The 25526-nt window shown below is 41.8% G+C and carries 27 protein-coding genes and 1 other RNA gene; 15 read left to right on the top strand and 13 right to left on the bottom strand.

The window, feature by feature from the left end; genetic code table 11:
• Positions 1 to 7 precede the first annotated feature (7 nt).
• Positions 8 to 1024 (bottom strand): hypothetical protein, encoded by a 1017-nt coding sequence (locus FLP08_RS14805; RefSeq protein WP_156277869.1) that lies wholly within the window; start codon positions 1022 to 1024, stop codon positions 8 to 10.
• Between the two features lie 88 nt (positions 1025 to 1112).
• Here FLP08_RS14805 and FLP08_RS14800 point away from each other — a divergent pair, with 88 nt between their 5' ends.
• A complete protein-coding gene (locus tag FLP08_RS14800) occupies positions 1113 to 2261 on the top strand; it encodes a cysteine desulfurase family protein (protein ID WP_156277867.1) in 1149 nt (382 codons plus the stop codon).
• A 161-nt stretch (positions 2262 to 2422) separates the two neighbouring features.
• Here FLP08_RS14800 and FLP08_RS14795 read toward each other — a convergent pair whose 3' ends face one another.
• On the bottom strand, positions 2423 to 4111 hold the full coding sequence (locus FLP08_RS14795; protein WP_156277865.1) for a M23 family metallopeptidase: 1689 nt from the start codon (positions 4109 to 4111) through the stop codon (positions 2423 to 2425).
• A gap of 185 nt (positions 4112 to 4296) precedes the next feature.
• Here FLP08_RS14795 and FLP08_RS14790 point away from each other — a divergent pair, with 185 nt between their 5' ends.
• The 4 genes from FLP08_RS14790 to rny all read left to right on the top strand — a co-directional run bounded on the left by FLP08_RS14790 (position 4297) and on the right by rny (position 6679).
• Complete coding sequence (locus tag FLP08_RS14790; RefSeq protein WP_156277863.1) at positions 4297 to 4587, top strand: coiled-coil domain-containing protein; 291 nt, start codon at positions 4297 to 4299, stop codon at positions 4585 to 4587.
• 12 nt (positions 4588 to 4599) lie between these two features.
• Positions 4600 to 4893, top strand: coding sequence for a cell division protein ZapA (locus FLP08_RS14785; protein WP_156277893.1), 294 nt, complete (start codon positions 4600 to 4602; stop codon positions 4891 to 4893).
• 50 nt (positions 4894 to 4943) lie between these two features.
• A non-coding RNA gene (gene ssrS / locus FLP08_RS14780) (6S RNA) lies at positions 4944 to 5060 on the top strand.
• Between the two features lie 56 nt (positions 5061 to 5116).
• Positions 5117 to 6679: a ribonuclease Y gene (rny, locus tag FLP08_RS14775; RefSeq protein ID WP_156277861.1), complete on the top strand. Its 1563-nt coding sequence runs from the start codon at positions 5117 to 5119 to the stop codon at positions 6677 to 6679.
• 202 nt (positions 6680 to 6881) lie between these two features.
• On the opposite strand, the gene FLP08_RS14770 is transcribed toward rny, so the two are convergent.
• Positions 6882 to 7829 carry an aldo/keto reductase gene (locus FLP08_RS14770; protein WP_156277859.1) on the bottom strand — a complete coding sequence of 316 codons (948 nt, stop codon included), beginning with the start codon at positions 7827 to 7829 and terminating at the stop codon, positions 6882 to 6884.
• A gap of 77 nt (positions 7830 to 7906) precedes the next feature.
• Positions 7907 to 8803 carry a site-specific tyrosine recombinase XerD gene (gene xerD, locus FLP08_RS14765; protein ID WP_156277857.1) on the bottom strand — a complete coding sequence of 299 codons (897 nt, stop codon included), beginning with the start codon at positions 8801 to 8803 and terminating at the stop codon, positions 7907 to 7909.
• 109 nt (positions 8804 to 8912) lie between these two features.
• Between xerD and FLP08_RS14760 the strand changes: the two genes are divergently transcribed.
• From FLP08_RS14760 to FLP08_RS14730, 7 genes are all read left to right on the top strand, one after another.
• Positions 8913 to 9518, top strand: a complete 606-nt coding sequence (locus FLP08_RS14760; protein WP_156277891.1) for a porin family protein — start codon at positions 8913 to 8915, stop codon at positions 9516 to 9518.
• Positions 9519 to 9635: 117 nt separating this feature from the next.
• A complete protein-coding gene (locus FLP08_RS14755) occupies positions 9636 to 10130 on the top strand; it encodes a hypothetical protein (RefSeq protein ID WP_156277855.1) in 495 nt (164 codons plus the stop codon).
• A gap of 158 nt (positions 10131 to 10288) precedes the next feature.
• The gene (locus FLP08_RS14750) at positions 10289 to 10750 is read left to right on the top strand and encodes a porin family protein (RefSeq protein WP_156277853.1); all 462 of its coding nucleotides are present in this window, start codon (positions 10289 to 10291) and stop codon (positions 10748 to 10750) included.
• A 135-nt stretch (positions 10751 to 10885) separates the two neighbouring features.
• Positions 10886 to 11299: a hypothetical protein gene (locus FLP08_RS14745; protein ID WP_156277851.1), complete on the top strand. Its 414-nt coding sequence runs from the start codon at positions 10886 to 10888 to the stop codon at positions 11297 to 11299.
• Between the two features lie 345 nt (positions 11300 to 11644).
• The gene (gene aroQ / locus FLP08_RS14740; RefSeq protein WP_156277849.1) at positions 11645 to 12067 is read left to right on the top strand and encodes a type II 3-dehydroquinate dehydratase; all 423 of its coding nucleotides are present in this window, start codon (positions 11645 to 11647) and stop codon (positions 12065 to 12067) included.
• Complete coding sequence (locus tag FLP08_RS14735) at positions 12060 to 12785, top strand: Dph6-related ATP pyrophosphatase (RefSeq protein ID WP_156277847.1); 726 nt, start codon at positions 12060 to 12062, stop codon at positions 12783 to 12785. The genes aroQ and FLP08_RS14735 overlap by 8 nt, the downstream gene beginning before the upstream one ends.
• Positions 12786 to 12890: 105 nt before the next feature.
• Positions 12891 to 13358 (top strand): hypothetical protein, encoded by a 468-nt coding sequence (locus tag FLP08_RS14730; RefSeq protein ID WP_156277845.1) that lies wholly within the window; start codon positions 12891 to 12893, stop codon positions 13356 to 13358.
• A 130-nt stretch (positions 13359 to 13488) separates the two neighbouring features.
• Here FLP08_RS14730 and lpdA read toward each other — a convergent pair whose 3' ends face one another.
• From lpdA to FLP08_RS14705, 5 genes are all read right to left on the bottom strand, one after another.
• Complete coding sequence (gene lpdA / locus FLP08_RS14725; protein ID WP_156277843.1) at positions 13489 to 14880, bottom strand: dihydrolipoyl dehydrogenase; 1392 nt, start codon at positions 14878 to 14880, stop codon at positions 13489 to 13491.
• Positions 14881 to 15022: 142 nt separating this feature from the next.
• Entirely contained in the window at positions 15023 to 15559 is a 537-nt protein-coding gene (locus FLP08_RS14720) for a hypothetical protein (RefSeq protein ID WP_156277841.1), read from the bottom strand.
• Between the two features lie 16 nt (positions 15560 to 15575).
• Positions 15576 to 15968, bottom strand: coding sequence for a peptide-methionine (R)-S-oxide reductase MsrB (gene msrB, locus FLP08_RS14715; RefSeq protein WP_156277839.1), 393 nt, complete (start codon positions 15966 to 15968; stop codon positions 15576 to 15578).
• Positions 15955 to 16461, bottom strand: coding sequence for a peptide-methionine (R)-S-oxide reductase MsrB (msrB, locus tag FLP08_RS14710; protein WP_156277837.1), 507 nt, complete (start codon positions 16459 to 16461; stop codon positions 15955 to 15957). The genes msrB (FLP08_RS14715) and msrB (FLP08_RS14710) overlap by 14 nt, the downstream gene beginning before the upstream one ends.
• Positions 16462 to 16480: 19 nt before the next feature.
• Positions 16481 to 17359 carry an alpha/beta fold hydrolase gene (locus tag FLP08_RS14705; protein ID WP_156277836.1) on the bottom strand — a complete coding sequence of 293 codons (879 nt, stop codon included), beginning with the start codon at positions 17357 to 17359 and terminating at the stop codon, positions 16481 to 16483.
• A gap of 190 nt (positions 17360 to 17549) precedes the next feature.
• On the opposite strand from FLP08_RS14705, the gene FLP08_RS14700 reads away from it, so the two are divergent.
• A complete protein-coding gene (locus FLP08_RS14700; RefSeq protein WP_156277834.1) occupies positions 17550 to 18368 on the top strand; it encodes a M48 family metallopeptidase in 819 nt (272 codons plus the stop codon).
• 67 nt (positions 18369 to 18435) lie between these two features.
• Positions 18436 to 19761, top strand: a complete 1326-nt coding sequence (locus FLP08_RS14695) for an MFS transporter (protein ID WP_156277832.1) — start codon at positions 18436 to 18438, stop codon at positions 19759 to 19761.
• A 44-nt stretch (positions 19762 to 19805) separates the two neighbouring features.
• Here the strand turns inward: FLP08_RS14695 and FLP08_RS14690 are convergent, their stop codons facing one another.
• Genes FLP08_RS14690 through FLP08_RS14675 form a run of 4 tightly spaced genes read right to left on the bottom strand, consistent with a single transcriptional unit; the run spans position 19806 to position 22764 of the window.
• Positions 19806 to 20528 (bottom strand): head GIN domain-containing protein, encoded by a 723-nt coding sequence (locus FLP08_RS14690; RefSeq protein WP_156277830.1) that lies wholly within the window; start codon positions 20526 to 20528, stop codon positions 19806 to 19808.
• Between the two features lie 26 nt (positions 20529 to 20554).
• Positions 20555 to 21673, bottom strand: coding sequence for a DUF4097 family beta strand repeat-containing protein (locus FLP08_RS14685; protein WP_156277829.1), 1119 nt, complete (start codon positions 21671 to 21673; stop codon positions 20555 to 20557).
• Positions 21654 to 22214, bottom strand: coding sequence for a DUF4179 domain-containing protein (locus tag FLP08_RS14680; RefSeq protein WP_156277827.1), 561 nt, complete (start codon positions 22212 to 22214; stop codon positions 21654 to 21656). Before FLP08_RS14680 ends, FLP08_RS14685 begins: the two co-directional genes overlap by 20 nt.
• On the bottom strand, positions 22204 to 22764 hold the full coding sequence (locus tag FLP08_RS14675) for an RNA polymerase sigma factor (protein ID WP_156277826.1): 561 nt from the start codon (positions 22762 to 22764) through the stop codon (positions 22204 to 22206). The genes FLP08_RS14680 and FLP08_RS14675 overlap by 11 nt, the downstream gene beginning before the upstream one ends.
• 209 nt (positions 22765 to 22973) lie before the next feature.
• On the opposite strand from FLP08_RS14675, the gene lon reads away from it, so the two are divergent.
• Positions 22974 to 25424, top strand: a complete 2451-nt coding sequence (lon, locus tag FLP08_RS14670; RefSeq protein ID WP_156277825.1) for an endopeptidase La — start codon at positions 22974 to 22976, stop codon at positions 25422 to 25424.
• Positions 25425 to 25526: the final 102 nt, after the last annotated feature.

Here is a 25526-nt window from a genome sequence, read left to right as displayed (position 1 = left end):
ATTCCTCTTAATTGGCGTTTGTGGGCTCTTCAGATTCCGGCTCACCGCAATCTGGGTCCTGGCTAGGACAGGTTCTAACCTCTACGGTTCCCTGGTTATAATTCCCAAAATTATAGGTTTGCCCAAAACGCTGGGTTTCTCCAGAACCGTCCTGGTTTGTTAACTGTAATTCCTCTATAAGGATGCGAAATCCAAAGGTCCTGGTGATAACGTTTTCTTTGTATTGATCATGCTCAAATCTCGGCATTTGTTCTGGATTTAGATAATCTGGACCCAGCTCTGTGCTTACCTGCAGGGTTGGTTCTAAAGGGTCTTCTGGATCTACTTCAAGCCTGGTAGGTACTCCATCATTATCGTCATCCGAATCCAGATAATTCAGGATTCCATCTTCATCTGTATCTCGAACTCCCGCATCATTTAAAGGAATACTACTCGATGTTTCCACAGATGTTAGAACATTGTCCCCATCATCATCTTCGTCTAGGTAATCAGGTATGCCATCGCTATCTGTATCCTGGTGATTTAAACCATCAGGATCCCAGCCTTCATCAATGTTATCAATCCCATCTCCATCTGCATCTACATCCCCGGTCTCATCGGTATACCCGGCAGTTATTCGCGCAAAGGCACCAGAGCCGCTTACCCATTCTTCAACCACTCTTGGCTGACTTGGGGGAACCACACTGCAAAAATAGGAATTACTGCCTGTTGGGATCTCCCCGTTATATAATCGGTAGACGATACGATTATTCTGGTCGTCCAGGTTGATTATGTTCTCCTCATCAATAGGGTCTGGCGGGACTAGGTTTCCCTCATCATCGATAGGTAACTCATTATTCCTGTATTCAAGGGAGATAGATTCAAAAACCCCGTCGTTATTAATAGCATAAAAAACGTTCTTATTAGGGCCATCACAGAATTCTATCCTGCTTTCATCAAAATCGAAATCTGTCACTATAATATCGCCGTCGTCGCAGGATGCTAGAAGGCTAAGAGAAAAAATGCCAAATAATAAACGTCTCATGAAGCTGCTTTTTGAACAAAAATAAAGGAATCAAACTTATATGGGACAGAAGTAGGAAATTATTTTATTTACGTTATTTTTGGGGCCTATGAAAAATGTGTATTTTGATTCAGCAGCTACTACCCAAATAAGGGAGGAAGTGGTCGATAAAATGACCAGCGTTTTAAAAGAAAATTACGGGAACCCGTCATCTACTCATAGCTTCGGGAGGTCTTCTAAATCTCTCATAGAGCAGGCCCGTAAGACTGTTGCAAAGATACTGAATGTCAGGGCTTCTGAGATAGTCTTTACTTCAGGAGGTACAGAGGCCGATAACCTGGCCCTGAATTCCGCAGTTCGTGATCTTGGGGTGGAAAGGATCATTACTTCCAGGATAGAGCACCATGCAGTGCTGTACACCGTAAATCAGCTTCAGGATTGCTTCGATGTGGAGGTAGAATATGTAGATGTAGATCCAATGGGGAATATAGATCTGGAGGACCTGGAGGCAAGGCTAAAGAATTCAGATAAAAAGACCCTGGTGAGCCTGATGCATGTTAACAACGAGATCGGGAACAAGATAGACCTTAAGAAAACAGCCGAGCTGGTAAAATCTTATAATGCTCTTTTTCATTCAGATACCGTGCAGTCCATAGGTCATTTTAACCTGGACCTAAGCGAGATCCCCGTAGATTTTACCGCGGTAAGCGCGCATAAATTCCATGGGCCAAAAGGCGTTGGATTCGCTTTTGTACGAAGTCACTCAGGCCTTAAGCCACTCATTTTTGGAGGAGAGCAGGAGAGAGGTCACCGCGCAGGGACCGAAGGGGTTCACAATATCGTGGGGCTGGAAGAGTCTTTGAAACTTGCCTACGAAAACCTTGATGAGGAAAAGGAATATATAAGTTCTCTTAAAAAACATTTTATAGATAGCCTGAAGAAAGAGGTTCCGGGAGTTAAATTCAATGGTGCCTGTGAAGATTTCGAGAACAGTACCTATACCTTGATAAATGTTCGTCTCCCGTTAAGTGAAGAAAAGGCTTTAATGTTGTTGTTCCAGCTGGACCTAAAAGGCATCGCCTGTTCAAAAGGTAGCGCCTGCCAGAGTGGAAGCGATCAGGGTTCTCATGTTCTTAATGCATTTTTGCCAGATGAGGAGAAAAAGAAACCTTCCTTGAGGTTCTCCTTTTCAAGATATAATACCAAGGAAGAGATAGACTACGTGGTGAAGACTTTAAAAGAATTCATCGAGAATTAATCAGTTCTCTTATCATAAATTAAAAAGCTGAACCCGATGGTTCAGCTTTTTTTTGTTTATTAAATCCGATTATCGGAGCGCGTCATCCTGAATATATTTCAGAATCTATGATATCTAATCCCATTGTAAAGAGACCCTGAAACTAGTTCAGGGTTATTCATCTACTTCCGGAAAAACTTCGCAGTATAGGTTGTTGTATTCCCTACATTATCTGTCACGATCACCTTCAGGTCATTTTCAGTTTCGGTAATGACGTTATCAGAAAAATAGTGGGTAAGTGTATTGTTCTTGTATTCGTATTCCATAAGGATGAACTTGCCGTTCACGGTAGCCCTGTATGCATTTATTCCGGAAAGGTCATCTGAAATTTTCACTTTTAGCGTTTCATTCCCTGAGATCCACTGGCCGTCGTAGAAATTAACCGGAGAAACTTTTGGAGCGATACTATCCTTTGCTAAAAAGTATTTTCCGAAAGTCCGGGTGCCCGTGGTAAACCTGTTGCCTTTTTTATAAGTAGTGGAATAGATAGGCTTCCCATAATCTGAAAGCCTTGCTATAAATAACTGTTCCCTTTCTTCAGCAGGATAATCACTTACGTCGAAACCAACGGTAAAATTCTTATGCAGCGGGATCTCATCTTCGTGCACCTCTACCATGTCTTCGGTAAAATTGATATCCAGATAGGCATCCTGGTAAAGGCTACCACCGGGGATGTAAACATCCATTTTCCCGCGCTGGGCTGAAAGTCCGTTTGAAGCGCTGGCCAGGTAATCTGTTTCCCTGTTCTCTTTTTTCTTTAAACTGGAGCTGATCTGTCCTTTAATTGGGATCCTAACCAGTTTTTCATTGCCTTTAAAATCGGTCACCCTGATGGTATACTGGTAATCCAGGCTGTCTTTAATGTTCAGTTTGCCTTCATCTTCCAGTTGCCCGTAAATGCTCAACGGATTTCCCGGTTCCCGGTATAATTTCTGAACCCTGCTTTTATGTTTCGCGTAATACTCATAATCTATTAACTGGTTAAGATGCCTGGTCTCAGAAAATGAGAATTTCTGAAAATCGATCTCAAAGACCTTATCTCCGTTCAAATTCGATTCGATCTTATAGACTCCATTGTGGTTGTAAGCGCCATCCTGCTGATCTACAGTAGAGATACCGAAGCCTATCTCACCACAAGCTTCAACTTCACGTGTGGTATAAGTGCCGTCATCCAACGGGATAAGATTTAGTTTCTGGCGTTCCTGTGAGTTGTTTACGTGAGCATCATCACCTATGGGATAGGCAAACACGCCCTGTACCATAGGGCTTTTTGAGTCCGGAACTTCCAGGCCGAACATCTGTGCATTCATGGGGCGCTGGCTGCCATCGCGTATCTCGAAATGAAGATGAGGTCCGCCACTTCCACCAGTATTCCCGCTGTAAGCGATCAATTCACCTTGTTCTACAGAAAGTTCTCCCGGTTCAGGGAAAAGTTCGATCTCGTAAGATTCCCTGGCGTATTGTTGTTTTCTAAGATACTCCTTAAGCTTGGGAGCAAGTTTTTGTAAATGTCCGTAAACGGTGGTGTAGCCATTTGGATGCTGGATATAAAGTGCTTTTCCGTAGCCATAATGCTGAATATTGATACGGCTTACATAGCCTGCCGCCGAAGCTTTTACTTCCAGGCCTTCCCGTTGCTGGGTTTTAATGTCCAGCCCACTGTGAAAATGATTGGACCTTAACTCCCCAAAAGTGCCGGCCAGAACGATAGGGACATCCAGGGGATTCTGAAAATAATCTTTGGGAACGCCGTTCTGGGCTTGGATAGTTGAAAATAGGATAAGGAATAACAGGCTTGTTGCTCGCTTCATAGATCTTGGGGTAATTCAATTTATAAACCTGCCGTAAAGTTAATCAAACTTAACTCAAAATTAAACGGCTTGGCTACAGAGAATTATCCAGATTGTTGATTATTATTTTAAAACTGCTAAAAAAGTATTGGGATATTACAAAGCGTATGTTAACTTTGTAGGGGTTCACATCGGTTTAAGCGCTTATGAGTGAGATTACAGAAATAGTTGATAACCTTGAGAATAGGATAAGTAAGCTGCTTCATAAATATGATGTTATGAAACAGGCGAACGAATCCCTTCAGCAGGAATTAGCTTCTGTAAAAGCTGAATATGCACAACTGGAAGAGAATTTTGAAGCTTCCAAAGATCAGATTCAGTCCTTAAAAGCTGCGAACGCGATGCTTGGCAGTACCGACCATAAAAGAGAAACAAAGCTCAAAATAAACAGCCTGATCAGAGAGATCGATCAGTGTATAGTTCAGTTATCTGAATAAATTGACATCATGATGGACGATAAACTGAAGATCAAAATATCGATTGCAGACCGCGTTTATCCGCTTACCATTCAGCCTAGCCAGGAAGAAGGTTTGCGCAAGGCGGCCAAGAAGATCGAGGCGATGATCAAGCAGTTTGAGCAAAGCTATGCCGTAAGGGATAAACAGGATGTGCTGGCAATGTGTGCATTGCAGTTCGCCGCCCAGACCGAGCAGAAAAATATTGATAAATCGAGCGAAATGATTGAAGCAGAAGAGAAGTTAAGGTCACTTAACGACTTGCTGCAGCAGCATTTAACCTCTTAAGTTCTTTAAATAAAATAAGGTTACTGCCTGTATTAGTGCTTTTTTGATAAACTCAACACGAATTCTTTAAAAAGGATGAGTCTAGGTTGTAAAAGCGTGCCGTGTCCCTTACGGGAGAGCGGATTCTTGATCAACCTGTTAGTCCTAAACTTGATTTTAAGGAGTTTATAACAAAACCTATCTAATACAGGCTTTTTTTATATATATAATTAAACAATAGCGAATGGAAATACTTACCATAATCATAGCCGCAGTAATAGGTCTGGCACTCGGCTTTGCAATAGCAAAAATGCTGGAAAAAAAGCAGGCCTCCAATACTATAGCGAGCGCGAAGAAAGAAGCTGCGAGCATTATCAAAGAGGCGAAAGCCGAGGGGGAAAGCATCAAGAAGGACAAGATCCTGCAGGCAAAAGAGAAGTTCATTGAGCTTAAATCTGAGCATGAGAAAGTGATCCTTTCACGTGATAAGAAGATCAATGATGCTGAAAAGAGGATCAAAGACAAGGAGTCTCATGTTTCTAATGAGCTTGGCAAGAACAAAAAACTGAACAAGGATCTTGAGGACAAGATCGCCGATTACAATCATAGGGTAGAATACCTTGAAAAGAAACAGGAGGAGATCGATAAGCTTCATAATAGTAAGGTTCAGCAACTGGAAGTGATCTCGGGACTTTCTGCGGAAGAAGCTAAGGCGCAGCTTGTAGAATCACTTAAGGATACGGCCAAGGCAGATGCCATGTCGCTTATCCAGGATACTGTTGAAGAGGCGAAATTAACCGCACAGCAGGAAGCTAAAAAGATCATTATTAATACCATCCAGAGAATTGGAACAGAAGAAGCCATTGAAAATTGTGTTTCTGTGTTCAACCTGGAAAGTGATGATGTAAAAGGTAGAATTATTGGTCGTGAAGGTAGAAACATTCGTGCGCTGGAAGCAGCTACAGGAGTGGAGATCATTGTAGACGATACGCCTGAGGCGATCATCCTAAGCTGTTTCGATTCGGTAAGAAGAGAGGTGGCGAGGTTATCCCTGCATAAACTGGTAACCGATGGTCGTATTCACCCGGCTCGAATCGAGGAAGTGGTGAAGAAGACCAGAAAGCAGATCGAAGAGGAAATTATCGATATAGGTAAGAGAACTGTTATCGATCTAGGAATTCACGGTTTGCAGCCGGAGTTGATCAAGATGGTAGGTAGAATGAAATATCGTTCTTCCTACGGGCAGAACCTGTTACAGCACTCGAGAGAAGTTGCCAAACTATGTGGCGTGATGGCTGCAGAACTTGGTCTTAACCCTAAACTTGCCAAACGTGCCGGATTACTGCACGATATTGGTAAAGTTCCGGAAACTGAAACTGAAGTACCTCACGCGATCCTTGGGATGCAGTGGGCAGAGAAGTATGGTGAAAAACCAGAGGTATGTAACGCCATTGGAGCTCACCATGACGAAATAGAAATGAACTCTTTATTGTCTCCTATCGTTCAGGTTTGTGACGCAATTAGCGGAGCAAGACCTGGAGCAAGAAGGCAGGTTTTGGATTCTTATATCCAGAGACTGAAAGACCTTGAAGACATCGCCTTTGGTTTCGGCGGGGTTAAGAAAGCTTACGCCATCCAGGCAGGTAGAGAACTGCGTGTGATCGTGGAAAGCGAGAAGGTTTCAGATGAAAAAGCTGCCAACCTATCGTTTGAGATCTCTCAAAAGATACAAACAGATATGACCTATCCCGGCCAGGTGAAGATCACGGTAATTCGTGAGACCAGGGCGGTGAACGTCGCGAAATAGAAATTTATTAATTGTATAAAAAAGGCCGTTCGAAAGAACGGCCTTTTTTTATTCGTCAAAATCCTGAAACAAGTCCAGGATGATTTTATATTTCAAATAGTTCAAAATTCTTTCTTGTCATTTCGACCTAAGGGAGAAATCTGATTTAAGAGTTCTCATCTCATTTTTTCGGTGTAAAATGACCAGGTCAGAATTACTTCAATTAATCATCATAAATATTAGAATACGAGTTTCCTTCCATTTCAAAGAATTTCCCGTTCACATACCTGAAATGATAATCCAGTTCAGCGATCTCTTTCATATCATCATTGTCCAGCTGGAAACCGGCACTCATTATATTTTCCTTAATCCTTTTTTCATTGGTAGATTTCGGGATCACCGCGGTACCTCGTTGTTCGCTCCATTTTATAAGGATCTGTCCCGGAGAAGCGCCATGTTTTTCGGCTATTTTGGTAATGGTTGGGTTTTCCAATAGTGAAGGTTCATCGGCAGCCTTCATTTCATCTGGACGGTCACCACTACCAAGGGGTGAATATGCTGTTACGTTTATTTCGTTCTTGCTGCAGAATTCAAGTAATTTATTCTGTTGTAAATAGGGGTGAAGCTCTACCTGGTTCATTTCGGGAGTATGATCTGTATCTTCCATTAGATCCTGCAGTTTCTCTATGCTGAAATTGGAAACCCCGATATGTTTTACCAGTCCCTGTTCCTTGGCTTTAACCATTTCGTTCCAGGTTTCGATCAATGGAACTTCTTCGAGGGAAAGGAAATCCTCAGCTTTTTCAGGAAAACTAACTTCTGGTTTAAAAGCCACCGGCCAGTGAATAAGATACAGGTCCAGGTAGTCTAACTGCAGATCTTTCAGGGTCTGTTTCAATGCCGGGATCACGTCTTCCTTTTTATGGGCATTGTTCCATAATTTAGAGGTAACCCAAATATCTTCGCGTTTAATATCTCCTTTTCCAAAAACCTCGCTAAAGGCTTCACCTACTTCGGCCTCGTTGCCGTAAGTAGCCGCGCAATCTATATGTTTATATCCGTTGTTAAGTGCTATCTTAACGGCCTCGGTCACCTTTCCTTTTTCAGATTTCCAGGTTCCCAGCCCAATGGCGTCCATCGTGTCACCATTTCTAAATTTCAGTTTCTTCATAATTTGATTTTTTATGAAGTTACTAATTAAGCCTCGTTGGAAAAAGCCGTAAAAGCGCTTTAGCAGAACTTTAATATCTACCGCCGTGGATGGAAGCTTTCCATCACATCCTTTAAATGCGACCTGTCTACGTGCACGTAAACTTCAGTGGTCGTTATGCTCTCATGGCCTAACATCTGCTGAATGGCCCTTAGATCGGCTCCATTTTCCAGCAAGTGGGTGGCAAAGGAATGCCTGAAGGTATGCGGACTCACTTTCTTCCTGATGCCCGCCGCCTCTGTTAGCCTTTTTACAATGGTAAAGATCATGGCCCTGGTGAGACGGTTTCCTCTTCGATTCAGAAATAGGGTGTCTGTGACTTCAGGTTTAATAACCTGGTGCACCCTTACCTGGTCTTTATAGATATTGATGAATTTGATGGTGTATTCAGAAATTGGAACAAATCGCTGTTTGTCACCTTTCCCGGTAACCTTGATAAAACCTTCTTCGAAAAAAAGATCGGATATCTTCAGATCGATAAGTTCGGAAACCCTTAATCCGCAGCCGTAGAGGGTCTCGATAATGGCCCGGTTCCTTTCGCCTTCATTCTTACTTAGATCAATGGAGGCAATGATGCGGTCTACTTCCTCTATGGAAATTGTATCGGGCAATTTCCTTCCGATTTTGGGAGACTCCAGCAGATCGAGGGGATTATCATTCCTGTAATCCTCGAACACTAGGTAGCTGAAAAAACTACGTAAACCTGAAATTAGCCTCGATTGCGAACGGGCATTTAGATTTTTTGAAACGCTGTAGATGAATTCCTGAATAATCCTGTCATCGATCTTTAGGGGACTTAGCTCTATGTTGTTAACATGAAGGTAATTAATAAGTTTCAGAAGGTCCAGGCTGTAATTTTCGATGGAATTGTCTGAAAGTCCGCGTTCAAGCCTTAAATAATGCTGGTAATCCTGTAGCGCATTTTGCCATTTCATGTGTTAAAGATAATAATTCAGCGGCATGAGTCTTAGTAATACTTTAGGTTTAGCTAAGTTTTTTTTAACGAGCTGTATCCTACTTTTGACCAAAATAAAAACTGAAATGATGAAAAAGACATTTTTATTAGTAGCAATTGCGATCATGGGATTCAGTACCTCGTCTAACGCGCAGGAATACTGGAACTTTGGAGTAAAGGGAGGAGTGAATTTCACTAATATGTCTTCAAACGGATTTGAAGATAATAATAGCAGGACCGGGTTTCATCTGGGTGTACTGGCTGAAATTCCTGTAAGCGAAAGATTTTCTGTACAGCCTGAGGTTTTATACTCTACACAGGGAACAGAAGCTACCAGGATATTTGCAGGAGATCGCATTCAAGGAGAGTACCAGTTAGATTATGTACAAGTACCGGTAATTGCCAAATTTTATGTGATAGATGGGCTGGCGCTGGAGGCAGGACCTTCTTTCAATTTCCTGGTAGAGGAGGAATATGATTTCGAAAACAACAGGCTGGACCTGGAGGCAGATTCAGATTTCGCCAGTACCTTTGAATTTGGTGGTGCCTTTGGAGCTTCTTACAAATTCAATAATGGGTTTTTTCTAAACGGTAGGTATGTATTAGGATTTACCGATGCCTTTGATAGCGATAATTTCGATGATGATGCTATCAAAAATAATGGATTTCAACTAGGAGTTGGGTTCCAGTTCTAGAACTATTATACACCTATGAAAAAAAGCGAAGGATTATTTTCTTCGCTTTTTTTGTTTTACACACCTGATAATCAGCTTATTAAATGTTATATTTATTTCTCATTTAAACTTTGAGTTATGAAAAAGATCTTAATTTTTTTGATGATTATTGGGATGGGTGTTTCTAACGTAAATGCACAAAAGAACTGGACTTTCGGGCTTAATGGAGGTATTCCGGTGGGAGATGTAGAAGAAGCCTATAGTTTTCATGCCAGTGCAGATGTCGCCTATCGTATAGATATTTTAAAACTGCTTGATATTGGGGCAACCGCAGGCTACGCACATTATTTTGGAAAAAGTTTTGATGTGGAATCCCTGCAGTTTGAAGCAGAAGACCTGCAGTTTATACCTTTAGCTGGTACTGCCAGGCTGCGCATTCTTTCCCTGCTTTTCGTAGGGACCGATCTTGGTTACGCCATAGGCGTAGGTAGCGATTCAGATGGAGGATTTTATGTAAGACCACAGATTGGCGTGAACCTGGGTCTCGTGAATGTGCTGGCTTCTTATTCGAATATCTCTAACGATGGGGCTAATATAGCTTCGATCAATGCTGGAGTGGAAGTAAAGTTCTAACCAATTAAAACTGAAAGAATTATTGAAGCGGGCCAATGGTTCGCTTTTTTTAGACCTAAAAGTTAGCTGTAAGATTATTTTTACAGCTCGATCTTTCGTGTATTTTTGCCGCATATTCATTTTAATCAATCTAATTATGTTTAGAAAATTTTTTCTAATTGCGAGTTTCGCAATTTTATCTATTTCTGCATCTGCGCAGGAAACAACTTTTGGAGTTAAGGCAGGGTGCCACAAGTGATTATAGCGAAAGCGGTCTTGAGGTGAAAGAGAAGCTTCAGCTGGATTATTTGAATTTACCTGTGTTGGCTAAATATAAATTTGCACCGGGCTGGAATCTTCACCTGGGTCCTCAAATTGGGTTTTTATTGAATGCAGAGAGTGAATACGAAGTTTCTTTTGTTGGAGAAACGGAATCAGATTCAGAAGACCTGAAAGATTATGTATCCAGTATAGATTTCGGATTGTCTGGAGGTTTTGGATACGAACTGGATATGGGAGTATTCTTTGATGCCAGATATTATCTGGGTCTATCAAATATCAACGATAGTGATGAAGATTTTGATTCAGATTATAGTATCGAGAATAATGTAATTCAGTTATCTGTAGGTTACAAGTTCTAATTAATATTTCACAACATTCAGTAAAAAGCGGGAGGAATACCCGCTTTTTTATTTATAAGCGTTAGTAATGATATTCCTACAATCTCTCCGTTATTAATTGCCAATACCAATATTAACCTTAATTAAAAATCACACATGCTTAAAAGAATTAGCCTTATCGCAATCTTTGCGATCCTACCATTTTGTGCCCAGGCACAAGAAAATGAATCTGGTAAAGAACCTTCAAAATTTGGATTTACCGCCGGTTATATTGAATCCACTATGTCCCCCAATCGAAAAACACCTCCACCAAATCCGGAATGGGATCCCGTATCGAGGGTAAGTGGTTCTGGGTTGTTCGTAGGAATTACCTTTGACCAGGAATTAGGTGATAATTTTGGGATCAGTTCAGAATTTCTGTGGACTCGCATTCATGGAGATCAATTTAGACTAGGTACATATTTAAATTATAAACTGTTCAATTCAAGGTTTCGCATAATGGCCGGTCCAGAGTTAAACTATATTTCCAGCGGAGGATTTGATTATCAACAGGATTATGGTAACAAATAGGTCTGAACTTAACAGGTGGTTTGGAGTATGATATCAACAATAGGATTTCGGTGTACGGTAAATACTCCTATGAGTTAACCGACAGGTATAGAGGTTTAGTCAATGAGGAATATTATGAAGATGGATTTAATGGATTCAGGCTGGGAATAAAGTTTAGATTTTAATAGAAAAGCTGGCTTTTGCCCGCTTTTTTTTCAAGAATAAATAAAAATAAAATGACTATAATTTTTGAGGTTGACCATTTAAAATATTGAGTGACCAAAGAAGTTTGGTCGCAATACCCACTTTTTAACTTTCCCTCAATTCCTTTAGAGCATAATATTTTCAATTTGCTACATTTACACTATGAAGCTATTAATACTAAACGGGCCTAATCTAAATCTTCTGGGCACCAGGGAACCTGAGAAATACGGAACAAAAAGTTTCGAAGATCATTTCTCTCATCTGCAATTCAAGTTCAGAAACGTGGAATTGTCTTACGATCAAACCAATATTGAAGGTGAATTGATCGATAAGATCCAGGAAGCCCGTAAGGATTTTGATGGCATTATTCTCAACGCGGCAGCTTATACACACACCTCAGTTGGGATAGGGGACGCGGTTGCGGCCATCGACATTCCCGTGGTAGAAGTACATATTTCAAATACCTTTTCCCGGGAGGACTTCAGGCACAAATCCTATATTTCCCCGAACGCTGCGGGGGTAATTGTTGGTTTCGGGCTAAAGAGTTACGACCTGGCCATTCAAAGCTTCCTCAAAGATGAATAAAGCTTACCTAAACTGGAGTAGCGGAAAAGATTCTGCCCTAGCGCTTTACTTTGCCCGGCAGGACAAAAGCCTGATAATCGAAAAACTGCTTACCACCATTAATTCAGATGCAGACCGGATCACCATGCACGGGGTTAGGACAGCGCTCTTAAAGGAACAGGCAGAAAAGATAGGCTTACCACTTATGATCTCTGAAATTGGTGCGGAAACCAGTATGGAAGATTATAACCGGAAAATGAAAGAGGCCACCCAAAGCCTCATTTCCGAAGGTTTTACTCATAGTGTTTTCGGTGATATTTTTTTAGAAGACCTGAAAAAGTACCGGGAAGAACAACTGGCAGGAGCTGGTTTAAAAGCGGTCTTCCCACTCTGGAAAAGAAATACACAAGACCTGATCTCAGAATTTATAGACCTTGATTTTAAAGCTGTCGTGGTTTGCACCAACTCGAAATACCTGGACGATTCTTTTTGCGGAAGACTTATAGATCATCAATTTGTAAAAGACCTGCCAGGGAATGTAGATCCCTGCGGTGAAAATGGTGAGTTCCATACCTTTGTCTTCGACGGACCAATATTTAATGCACCGGTTGCATTTAAAATAGGTGAGAAGGTGAACAGGTCCTATAAACCTTCAAATGATAAAGATGATGATTGTTTCCAGGATGACAAGGATGCCTGGGACACCGAGTTCTGTTTTTGTGATCTGCTTTCGATTTAAAACACTGGTTCCCAGCTATTTTAATCAAAATTTTGTTTCCTGAAACGGCTTTATTTTGCTGATTATTAATATTTTAGATTATTTAATAATTAAATGATAAAGCTCATGAAAAAGTTACTATTTCTAGTTTCCCTTCTAGTTTCCAATTTCCAATCTTATTCACAGGTTTCGCCGGAAGAGGTGGAATACATCCAGTCTATTTTTGGAATGGAGAAAAGAGCTGCTGTAAAGGAAATGCTTAGTTTAAACGCCAATGCCGATGCTTTCTGGAAACTTTATGATGATTATGAGGTGGAAAGAAAAGACCTGGGCAGGGACAGGATCAAACTTCTCGAAAAATATGCTGAAAATTATGACGGCATGAGCAATGAGGATATTGACGGGCTTATAAAAGAGTCTATGGACCTTTCCTTAAAAACAGATAAGCTTATCAACAAATATTATAAGAAGGTAAAAACCGAGGTGGGATCTGTACCTGCTGCACAGTTCTATCAACTCGAACACTACCTGCTAAGCGAAATAAGGGCTGCGATCCTGGGGGAAATGGAATTGATAGAATCGGTAAGGCAGTGATCTAAACTCTAAGGATGAGATCCTGAAACAAGTTGAGGATGACGTGAACTTATGAATAAGGAAAATAAAAATCCCAACTTCGTAAGAAGTTGGGATTTTTTAAAATTTCTAACGTCTAACGTCTAACGTCTTATAGGTGAATTACTTCATCATAAGCGGCAGCAACGGCTTCCATCACCGCTTCACTCATAGTTGGGTGAGGGTGAACTGCTTTTAATACTTCATGCCCAGTAGTTTCAAGTTTTCTACCTAGAACCGCCTCAGCGATCATATCGGTAACTCCGGCGCCAATCATATGGCAACCCAGCCACTCTCCGTATTTGGCATCGAAGATCACTTTTACGAATCCATCAGATTTTCCTGCAGCCTTGGCCTTTCCGGAAGCAGAGAATGGGAACTTCCCGACCTTTAGCTCGTATCCAGCCTCTTTAGCCTGTTTTTCGGTCATTCCAACTGAAGCGATCTCTGGAGTAGCATAGGTACATCCAGGGATATTTCCGTAGTCTAATGGCTGAACATCCATTCCCTTGATCTTTTCAACACAAAGGATTCCTTCTGCTGAAGCAACGTGTGCCAGGGCTGGCCCATGAACCACATCACCAATCGCGTAAACTCCATCAACATTGGTCTTGTAGAAATCGTTTACTACGATCTTATCTTTTTCGGTCTTGATACCAAGATCTTCCAGGCCTATATTTTCTATGTTCGTTTTGATTCCAACCGCAGAAAGAACTACATCGGCCTCCAGTTTTTCTTCGCCTTTTTTGGTCTTCACCTTGGCGATCACCTTACCGTCTTTCTTTTCTACGCTTTCTACCGAAGAATTGGTCATTACCTTGATCCCGGCCTTCTTGATGCTTCTTTCGAATTGTTTGGAAACTTCCTCGTCTTCCAACGGCACTACATTCGGAAGGAATTCCACCACGGTAACCTCGGTTCCCATGGCGTTGTAGAAATGAGCGAATTCTACCCCGATAGCTCCAGAACCAACCACGATCATTTTCTTAGGTTGTTTCTCAAGGGTCATCGCCTCACGGTATCCGATCACGGTTTTACCATCCTGCTTCAGGTTAGGTAATTCTCTTGATCTTGCTCCGGTAGCGATAATAATGTTATCTGCCTGGTATTCTTTTTTCTTGTCATCCTTTCCGGTAACCTCTACTTTCTTCCCAGATTTCAATTTTCCGAATCCTTCAAGAACATCGATCTTGTTCTTTTTCATCAGGAACTGAACACCCTTGCTCATTCCATTAGCCACATCACGGCTTCTTTTAACCACAGCTCCGAAATCCTTATCGGCTTTTTCAAGTTTTAAACCGTAGTCTTCAGCATGTTTCAGGTAATCAAAAACCTCGGCGCTCTTTAGTAGCGCTTTAGTTGGAATACATCCCCAGTTAAGGCAAACACCCCCAAGGCTTTCTTTTTCAACAATAGCGGTTTTGAAACCTAATTGAGAAGCACGGATCGCTGTAACATAACCACCCGGGCCACTACCTAAAACTATAATATCATATTTACTCATATTCGGAATATTTTGAATCTGTTATAGAGGTTGCGAATTTAAGGAATTAAACCCTAAACTGAAAGTTAGCTTAAGGGGATAAAAGCATAAAAAAATCCGCCACAGGGGACGGATTGAATTTTTTTAATTTTCTCTGAAGATATTAGTCTATAGAAAGATTGAATCTTTCCTGTACTTCACCAAAGTTTGAAATATCTACATCGTTATTAGCCTGAAAGGTCGCAGAAGGTATAACAACTACTCTGAAGGTCTGTCCTTCAGTAAATCTGGTCTCCAGATCACTCAGGTCGAAATTACCGTCGATAATGATCTCTATGTCGGCTACGGTATGGTTATAAACATACTGAATCGTTCCTTCTTCCAGGAAAAAGTTTTGTGGCAACAGGCTCCAGGAATCTACGGTTCCACCACCTTCAGCCGGCTGCAGTTCAAGCCTGTAAACCAGTACGGCATCAGACTCCGGTTCGAAGGTGTCTACCGCATCAGGGATATCTATGATCTGTGAATAGTAGTTCACATCTGCAAAATAGTCGAAATTAATAGTTCTTTCATAAGTATAACCCAATCCGTCCAGGCCGTCTAACCCGTCTTCACCGGGAGGGCCCTGGGGGCCACGGTCTCCTTCACAGGATACAAGAACTAAACTGGCTAGTACTATAAGGGATAATAATTTTTTCATGATCTATCGGTTTTAGTTAATTATTGAATTCTATACTGGCCGAATTTACGCAATAGCGCTGGCCGGTGTCTGTAGGACCATCATCAAAAACGTGGCCAAGATGGCTTCCGCAGTTGGAGCAAAGGATCTCTGTACGAATCATCCCGAAGCTGCGGTCCTGAATATATTCTACTTTTCCTTCGATGGCGTCGTCGAAACTCGGCCAGCCACATCCACTGTCGAACTTGGCGTCGCTCTCAAAAAGTTTTTCACCGCAGGCAGCACATTTGTATTCACCCTTTTCAAAATGAAGGTTGTACTTGCCGGTATGAGGCGCCTCAGTTCCTTTTTCTCTCAGGATCCTGTATTGTTCAGGAGAAAGTTCTTTTTTCCATTCCTCCTCGGTCTTTTCTACTTTATATTTTTTCATCTTTTTTCTCTTCTGGTTCAAAATCTAAGGCAACACCGTTAATGCAATGTCTTTTTCCGGTGGTTTCCCTTGGGCCGTCACTAAAAACGTGGCCAAGGTGACCTCCACATCTGGCGCAATGAACTTCTACGCCCATATACCCATTCACATTGCCGGCTCCATAAGCGACTGCACCGTCAAGAGCACGATCAAAGCTCGGCCAGCCGGTCCCGCTGTCGAATTTATTCTTGGTTTTATATAGCTCGTTCCCGCAAGCAGCACAAACGAAGGTGCCGGGTTCTTTTACATCCAGCAGGTCACTGGTGAAAGCCGTTTCGGTTCCCGCTTTTCTCAGCACGGCAAATTCCTGAGGGGTGAGTTCTTTTTTCCACTCTTCTTCAGATTTTGAAACTTCATAATTTTTTGAAGAACTTTTATCTGATTTTTTTTGGGCATTTCCGTTGCAACTCAGCAGGAAAACCGAAAGGAAAGTGAATAATAGTAGGTTTTTCATGACAATCTTTTCTATAAAATTACAAAGATTGTGCCGCGATAAAAGTTGTTATTTTGTTAATTACTTCCTTATCTCCTAATATGCGACGATGACCCAGTCCTGAAGTTATCATTAATTCGCTGTTTTCCAGTTCTTCATCTATCTCGTAAGCCGAGTTGATCTTCACGTCAACGTCCTTTTCGTCATGAATTACCAGGGTTGGTATCTTCACATATTTCGCCGATTCGGCCCCAGAGAGCACATCCATATCCTGATCGAACTTGTCATCAAGGTAAGATTTCATCTTTTTGGCAACCTTATCGTTCATTTTCATGTTCTGGGCGAAGTGGCGGGTGATCTCAGAGATATTATTGGCAGTACCTATGATCACCAGCTTATCGGTTTCCATTCCTTCTCTTATTGCTCTAAGAGAAGACATGCCGCCTAGGGAATGACCAATAACCGCTTCAAAGGGACCATGGTGCTCGTTCATATAATGAATGGCGTGGATAAAAAATGGCATCATGCTCATTTTTCCTTCGGTTTTTCCGTGGGCCGGCGCATCAAAGCTCACACACATATATCCTTTTTCAACAAAGGCTTCGGCGATCTTGGCTAATTGGGTGCCACGGCCGCTCCAGCCGTGTACCAGAAGGATCTTTTTATCGCTTTTGCCATATTCGTAGGTCATGATATGCCGGTTCATGGAAGGCACCAGCACTTTTTTCTGATTAGATCTTTGGTCCATCTTTTTTTCTCTTTCCGGAAGTTCATATTTAAAAGGAGTGAGAAATAGTTTAGCGGCAAACCTGCTTGCGAGGAAAGGGGAGATGGAGGTCAATAGTCTTGAGAGCACTAAAACGTAGGAAGGCACCAGAAGTCTTTGAACAGGTGTATTATCCTTGGTATTTTTAGTCATATTTTAAGAATTCTTCAGTTTATTATAAAAAGTATAACATTAAGGGGAAATACTTCGTGAAGTCCCGTTAAGACTGCAAATATCAAAAATGGTATCGTTTTTGGAGTACATAATTCTGTTAAATCATACTTAAACAAGCTTTAGTGATAATCGCTGCTTTTGTACTTTTAAACTCCTAAAACCAATAACCATGAAAATAAAGAATGCCTTATTAAAGTTGAGCATAGTGCTGTTAGTAGTGGCCTGTAAGACCAATCCCTTCACCGGAGAAAAGAACCTTAATTTCGTTTCTAACGACCAGTTATTCCCTGCATCTTTTGAGCAATATAACCAGTTTCTAAAGGAAGCTGACGTGGTTCGCGGTACCTCAGAGTCCCGTATGGTGAAAGATCTGGGGGAGAATATTGTTAATGCTGCTGAGCGTTACCTGAATGCAAACGGTTACCAGGGATTTATGAACGATTTTAGATGGGAATTCAACCTGGTGAATAACGAACAGGCAAATGCATTCGCAATGCCTGGAGGTAAAGTTGTGATTTACACTGGAATTCTTGATATAGCTGAAACCAAGGCCGGACTGGCCACGGTAATGGCCCATGAAATTGCCCATGCACTTGCAGATCATGGTGCCCAAAGAATGAGTGCTGCGCAGTTACAGCAACTAGGAGCTGTAGCAGGAGCCGTGGCAGTGAGTGGAGAAAGTCAAAGTACTCAGCAGATCTTTGCTCAGGCTTATGGTCTTGGTACTACCGTAGGTGTGATGCTTCCATTTAGCCGAAGCCACGAGGCCGAGGCAGACAGGATTGGATTAACCCTAATGGCGATTGCCGGGTATGATCCAAACGAGGCAGCCGATCTTTGGAGAAGAATGCAACAGAACAGCGGGGGACAGGCTCCACCAGAATTCTTGAGCACTCACCCTTCAAATGAGACCAGAATAAACAATCTTCAGAAATGGGCTCCTGAAGCTGTGGCGGAAGCCAGAAAATATGGGGTAACCAACTTCTAGGGTCGCCTTAAACCAAAATTAAAATACAAAAGCCACCAGATTCGGTGGCTTTTTCTATTTTTAAGGCATGAAGAACCTACCAAAAGGAAGTAAAAAGCTTATCCATGCCTGGGCTTTTTACGATTGGGCAAACTCGGTTTACAGCCTGGTCATCTCATCTGCTATCTTCCCGATTTTCTACGGAGCGCTTACCATCGTAAAGGATGAACAGGGCAATAAGCTCAATGATACTGTAAGATTCCTGGGTATCGATTTTAATAATGACACCCTGATAAGTTACGTGACTGCTGCCGCCTTTTTGGTGGTGAGTTTTTTAAGTCCCTTCCTTTCTGGAATTGCCGATTATATTGGGAATAAAAAGAATTTCCTGAAATTCTTTTGTTATCTCGGCGCCTTGTCATGTATAGGTCTTTTCTGGTTTAACCTGGAATACCTCTGGTTTGGATTGCTTTGTTATTTCCTGGCCCTGATAGGTTTCTGGTCCAGCCTGGTCTTTTATAATTCCTATTTACCAGATATCGCCTATCCCGACCAGCAGGATAAGGCCAGCGCGAAAGGATTTTCACTGGGATATATAGGAAGCGTCATTCTTTTGATCCTATGCCTATTAATGATCCTTAAATACGATTGGTTCGGTTTTGAAAGTGAAGGATTCCCCACCAGGCTTTCTTTTGTGCTCACCGGATTATGGTGGATAGGATTCAGTCAGTATACCTACTATTACCTTCCCAAGGGTAATAAGAAATCCAGGCTTACCCAGGATGTTCTTTTTAACGGATTTAGGGAACTGCGTGGAATCTGGCTTTCCTTGAAGCATAACAAGCCTTTAAAACGATATTTGCTTGCGTTTTTCGTTTATAGCATGGCTGTACAGACCATTATGCTGATCGCCACCTATTTTGGTATAGAGGAGCTCGAATGGGGAGACCAGGACCCGACCACCGGATTGATCGTAAGTATTCTTTTAATTCAGCTGGTAGCCGTTGCGGGTGCGACCCTTACTTCCAGACTGGCGATAAGGTACGGGGATATTAAGATTTTGATTTTTATCAACCTTTTTTGGATAGCTATCTGTGGTTACGCCTATTTTATAACCAGCCCGGTACAGTTCTATGTCGCAGCCGCTTCGGTAGGTCTGGTCATGGGTGGGATACAATCATTGTCCCGTTCTACCTATTCTAAAATGTTGCCGGAAAATGCTATTGATACGGCCAGTTATTTCAGTTTTTATGATGTTTCTGAAAAGATCGGTATCGTGATCGGGATGTCCCTTTATGGTTTCGTAGCCCAGAATACAGGTAGTGTTCGTAATGCGATCCTATTTCTGGTAGTCTTTTTCATCGCAGGGGTGTTCCTTTTAATGCGCGTGCCCAAAAGAATTATCACCGAATAAAAAACCCTGCGGTTAAGCAGGGTTTGATGCATTTTGTTTTTTGATCAATGGGAAGATACACTTCCTGATCCATTGGTTTTGAAATCCTGTTTTTCTGGATTTCCTTTATATACGATGTCTCCGGAGCCTGAAACAGATGCTTTTAGCGAATTGCCGGCATATACCATAATATCTCCAGATCCCGATACCCTGGCCTCCACATTTTCGGCCTGCAGGTTAAAGGCATCAAAATCTCCGCTTCCGGTCACGGTACATTCAAAATTTTTGCTGTTACCTTTTAGTTCGATATCACCAGAACCGGTAACCATTCCCTCAAGATCTTCCACATCCAGTTCCAGCTTCAGGTCTCCAGACCCTGTGACCTGTACTTTCATGTTCGAAGCGCTAAGCCTGTCTTTTGTCCAGATGTCCCCAGAACCGGTAACGGCAATTTCAATAATGCTTTCTACCGGAACAATAATTAGGATTTCTTCTTTCGGGCTAAGGTTATAGCCTTTTTCTGGTTTAATGTTCAATGTTCCGTTTTTTACCTCGGTCACTATATGCTCCTGGAGGTTGCTTTCTGCTTTTACTGTGAGCTGACCTTCACTTCCCGAGACCAGTTCCACGTTCATGGAACCTATCAGTTGAACCCCGTCATATTCTCCAACACTGCGTGTTTTGGTGACCATTTCACCGTTACCGCGAACTTTCTTGCCACCCCATTGGGCACAGGCACTGCTAAGAAAAACTAAGGATAGAGCTAAAAATAAAAATGATCTTTTCATGATTTTAATTGATTATTGATTGATGATTATTGTTTATAGAATTTCACACTTCCATAACTGGTGGAGATGTTTATCTGGGTTCCGCTGCCAGACTGTCCATAATAGCCGGAAACCGTATGATTGCTGTTACCCTGGTTCTGTTTCTGAACCTGTAATTGCTCCAGTCCGTTTATGCCGCCGTACGAGGTTTTTACATTAAAGTCGAAATCCATCTCGTTATCGTAACCAAGTTTTACCCCGGCATAATCTGTATCTATATTGATGTTCCTGGCGCCTTTTATAACTTTTTCTATAGAAAGCGAACCGTAATCCATATTAAGGTCTGCTGAGGTGAAAACACGGTTGATCTTGGTGGTTAGGTAATCTCCGTTCCCAATCAAAACCTTCACTTTATCTACTTCTACGCTTCCATAATCGCAGTTGTACTCCAGTTTGGACACCTTCCCAATCTTAGATTTTGAGTAATCTGCCGTAATAACCAACTGCTCGGCTTCTTTGATCTCGTAATCGGAATAATCGGCGTTAATCGCTGCATTGGTCACGTAATCTATGCTGCTGCTGCGAGTGTAGTCGAATGTAAGCGCATTGGCTTTACCTCTAAGCTCGCCCAAGTCCAATTTTCCGTAGTCACAATTGATGCTGGTATTCCCGGTGGTTTTATCTATATAGATGCCACCATAATCGTTGCTTATTCCCAGGTGGTTGCCCTCTGGAGCACGAACCATGTAATTCACTTCCATATTCACGTTATCGAAACCTTCGAAAAGATTTTTCCACCAGGATTTTTCACTTTTAGAAAACCTTGTTTTGGCAGTTACTCCTGAAGCATCCTGATTGAATTCCACATTGATCTCTTCCAGTTTCTTCTCTACTTCTTCCTCGTCGTTACCATTGGTTTTGACGATCACTTCAATGACCACCCGGTTCTCATTCCAGGTAGTAATATCTACATTTCCGTAGCTATTGTCTATATTCAGCTTTGAATCTGCACTTACCTTGAACTCTTTTTTGATCTTTTTTTCTTTGGTATGCTTTCCTGTTAGCTCGGTTTTTTCAATTAGATCGCTACATTCTGAATTTTCAAAATGGGGCAGGCCAGGGGCCAGTGCGGCAAAGATGAGTATACTAGATAATATTGTCTTCATGATTTTGGTTCTTTAGTGTTTTGATATTTTCGATTTGGGTTAAAACATTGTTCAGCAGGTCTATTCGTTGCTGAAAATTCTGGATCATAGCGTGGATCACTCTGTTGTCTTTTCCACTGTTAACAAGGTCTTTTCGTAATTCCTCGTAGTTTTTTTCCAGCTTTTCCATCTGCTGAAGGGCATCATCTATAATGACTTTTGTTTCTGGTGAACTTTCTGCTTCGAGGATATTAAGCTCTTTTTGAATAAGCCCAGTGTAAAACTCCTGGGTTTGTTTCATTTCGGGAGAGATGCTCGCCAGGTCGGCATTTTTTGCTGAAGCCGTTGGCGCTACAAATTCGCCAAGAAGGAAGAAAGCAAGCAGGAAGCTGGCCGCGATAGCCATTATCGGTGCCCATAGTCTTCTAACCTTTCCTTTTTCTTCAGGTTTAGAAACCTCCTGGTCCAGCTTTTTGAAAAAGCGCTCCCGGTGGCCGGTATGAGGCTCTTCGATATCGAAATCCAGACCTTCTAAAAGCTCGTCAAAGTCATTATTTTTCATGATCCTGTAATTTTTTTCTTAAGCTTTCCTTCGCCCTTGAAATCATGGTTCTGCAATTAGCGTAAGAAATATTCATTATTTCACAAATTTCTTCATAGTCGTAGCCCTCAATGAGATGCAGGGTTAATCCTAACCTGTAATTCTCTTTCAGAGATTTTATCTTCTCCAGGATGAGGCGCACCTTTTTATTGGTTTTATCATCTTCATTCAAGGCTACTCCGCCGTCATCGGCTTCATTCTTTAATTCATCATTATAGCTTACTTCTCCAAGTTTCACTTTTTTGTTGTAAGCCGTAATGCTTTCGTTCACCACGATACGTTTAAGCCATGCCCCGAAGGTGGAAGTTTCTTTAAAGCTGTCAATTTTAGTGAATGCACTTAAAAAAGCTTCCTGCATGATGTCTTCAGCCTCGGCTGAATGACCTGTTATACGATAAGCAGTGTTATACATAGCCTTGTAATAACGATCATAAATTTCCATTTGAGCTCGCTGCTCGCCAAGACGGCAACGCTCTACCAGGTCTTTAATATGTGTGATGGTTGGTGTCAATTAAAACTTGGTTTCTGTAATAAAGATGGGAAAGTTTTCGAATTGTTACACTTTTTAAAAATTATTTTCCATAAAGCGTGGCATAGGAATTGAAACATTGAAATAGAAAATCTGAAATAACACTGAAAGTCTTATTTTTCAAGGCTTTTGAAATACTGCTCAGAACCGGCCAGTTCTGGTTTTGGTGACAGTTTGACTTAAATAAAATTATGGCGAAAACAAAGTTTGGTAATATTGACAGTTTGTCATTACAGGGAATTGATGAGGATGCAGAGTTGATCCCATTAATGACGCCTGAAGATGAAGAGGAAATAAACAAGGAAAGTTTACCTGAAACTCTGCCTATACTTCCTCTTAGGAACACTGTGCTTTTTCCGGGAGTAGTGATCCCAATCACCGCCGGACGGGATGCCTCTATAAAGCTTATTAACGAGGCTAACAATGGTAGCAAGATCATTGGAGTGGTTTCCCAGAAAGATGAGGAGGTAGAAAATCCTACTTCTAAAGACATCAATAAGGTAGGAGTGGTTGCAAGGATCTTAAGGGTGCTTAAGATGCCCGATGGAAATACCACTGTGATCATCCAGGGAAAGAAAAGGTTCCAGATCACCCAGGTGATGACTGAGGAGCCTTATATGAATGCTACTGTTGCAGAAATTCCAGAACAAAGACCCGACAGGGATAATGCGGAGTTTGGAGCTATCATAGATTCTATCAAAGACCTGGCCCTGCAGATCATTAAAGGAAGCCCTAATATTCCTTCGGAAGCCTCTTTTGCGATCAAGAACATTGAGAGCAATTCCTTTCTGGTGAATTTTGTTTCTTCCAACATGAGCTTAAGTGTAGAGGAAAAGCAGAAGTTGCTGGAGATGAACGATCTTAAGGAGCGCGCGCTGGCTACCCTGAAGCATATGAATACCGAGAACCAGAAACTGGAGCTCAAGAATGATATTCAGAGCAAGGTGCAGAGTGACATGAGCCAGCAGCAGCGTGAGTATTTCCTTCACCAGCAGATGAAGACCATTCAGGAAGAGCTGGGAGGTGTTTCTCATGAAGGTGAAATCGTGGAAATGCGGGAAAGGGCTAAGGATAAGCAGTGGGATGAGCATGTGCAGAACCACTTCGAGAAGGAGCTTTCCAAGATGCAGCGTATGAATCCGCAGGTTGCGGAATACTCCATTCAAAGAAATTACCTGGACCTGTTTCTGGATCTTCCATGGAACGAGTTCAGCAAAGATAAATTCGACCTTAAGAGAGCTAAAAGGATCCTTGACAGGGATCATTACGGCCTTGATGATGTGAAGAAGAGGATCATCGAATACCTGGCAGTTCTTAAATTAAGGAACGATATGAAATCTCCGATCCTTTGTCTTTACGGACCTCCTGGAGTTGGTAAGACCTCCCTTGGTAAATCTATAGCTGAGGCATTGGGAAGGGAATATGTAAGGATCTCCCTTGGTGGACTTAGAGATGAGGCCGAGATCAGGGGACATAGAAAAACTTATATAGGTGCGATGCCCGGAAGGATCATTCAGAGCCTGAAAAAAGCCGGAACCAGTAATCCTGTTTTCGTATTGGATGAGATTGATAAGCTTAGTATGGGTAATGCAGGAGACCCTTCTTCAGCATTACTTGAAGTATTAGACCCGGAACAGAATTCTGAATTCCATGATAATTTCCTGGAAATGGGCTTCGACCTTTCTAAGGTAATGTTCATTGCTACCTGTAATTCATTAAGCACTATCCAGCCGGCCCTTAGAGACCGTATGGAAGTGATCAATGTAACTGGGTATACCATTGAGGAAAAAGTACAGATCGCGAAAAGACACCTGCTTCCAAAACAGCTGGAAGAACATGGTCTGAATTCAGAGCATCTTAAAATTGGCAAAAAGCAACTCGAGAAGATCGTAGAAGGTTATACCCGTGAATCTGGGGTGCGTGGACTTGAAAAACAGATCGCGAAAGTGGTTAGATATGCTGCTAAGAATATCGCGATGGAAGAGGAGTACAATGTGAAGATCACAGACCAGGATGTTATCGAGATACTGGGCAGCCCGAAAATGGAGCGCGATAAATACGAGAATAATGACGTGGCCGGTGTGGTAACAGGTCTGGCCTGGACCAGTGTTGGTGGGGATATTCTGTTTATTGAATCAATACTTTCAAAAGGTAAGGGTAATCTTAGCATTACCGGAAACCTGGGTAAAGTGATGAAGGAATCTGCGACCATCGCCATGGAATATATCAAAGCAAATGCCGAGCGACTTGGGATCATTCCTTCTATTTTCGATCAGTATAACGTGCATATTCACGTTCCGGAAGGAGCGACCCCAAAAGACGGGCCTAGTGCTGGGATCACGATGTTAACGTCGCTTGTATCATTATTCACTCAGAAAAAGGTGAAGAAGCATATTGCCATGACCGGGGAGATCACCCTTCGTGGTAAAGTATTACCGGTAGGTGGTATCAAGGAAAAGATCCTTGCTGCTAAAAGAGCAAGAATTAAAGAGATCATTCTTTGTGAAGATAATAAACGTGATATCGAAGAGATAAAGGAAGAATATTTAAAAGGACTTACTTTTCATTATGTAAGAGAAATGAGCGAGGTTATAGATATCGCGCTTACCAATGAAAGAGTGAAGAATGCAAAAGATCTCTAATAGAAATTTTTAATTGATTAGTTAAAAGGCATGTGGATTATTCTACATGCCTTTCTTTTTTTGGGATTGTTTTATTCACCTACCTATTCACAGTTAAAATGC

Origin of the sequence: Christiangramia aestuarii (assembly GCF_009735585.1) — a bacterium.
Lineage (GTDB): Bacteria > Bacteroidota > Bacteroidia > Flavobacteriales > Flavobacteriaceae > Christiangramia > Christiangramia aestuarii.
This window is presented reverse-complemented; position numbering and strand designations above follow the sequence as displayed.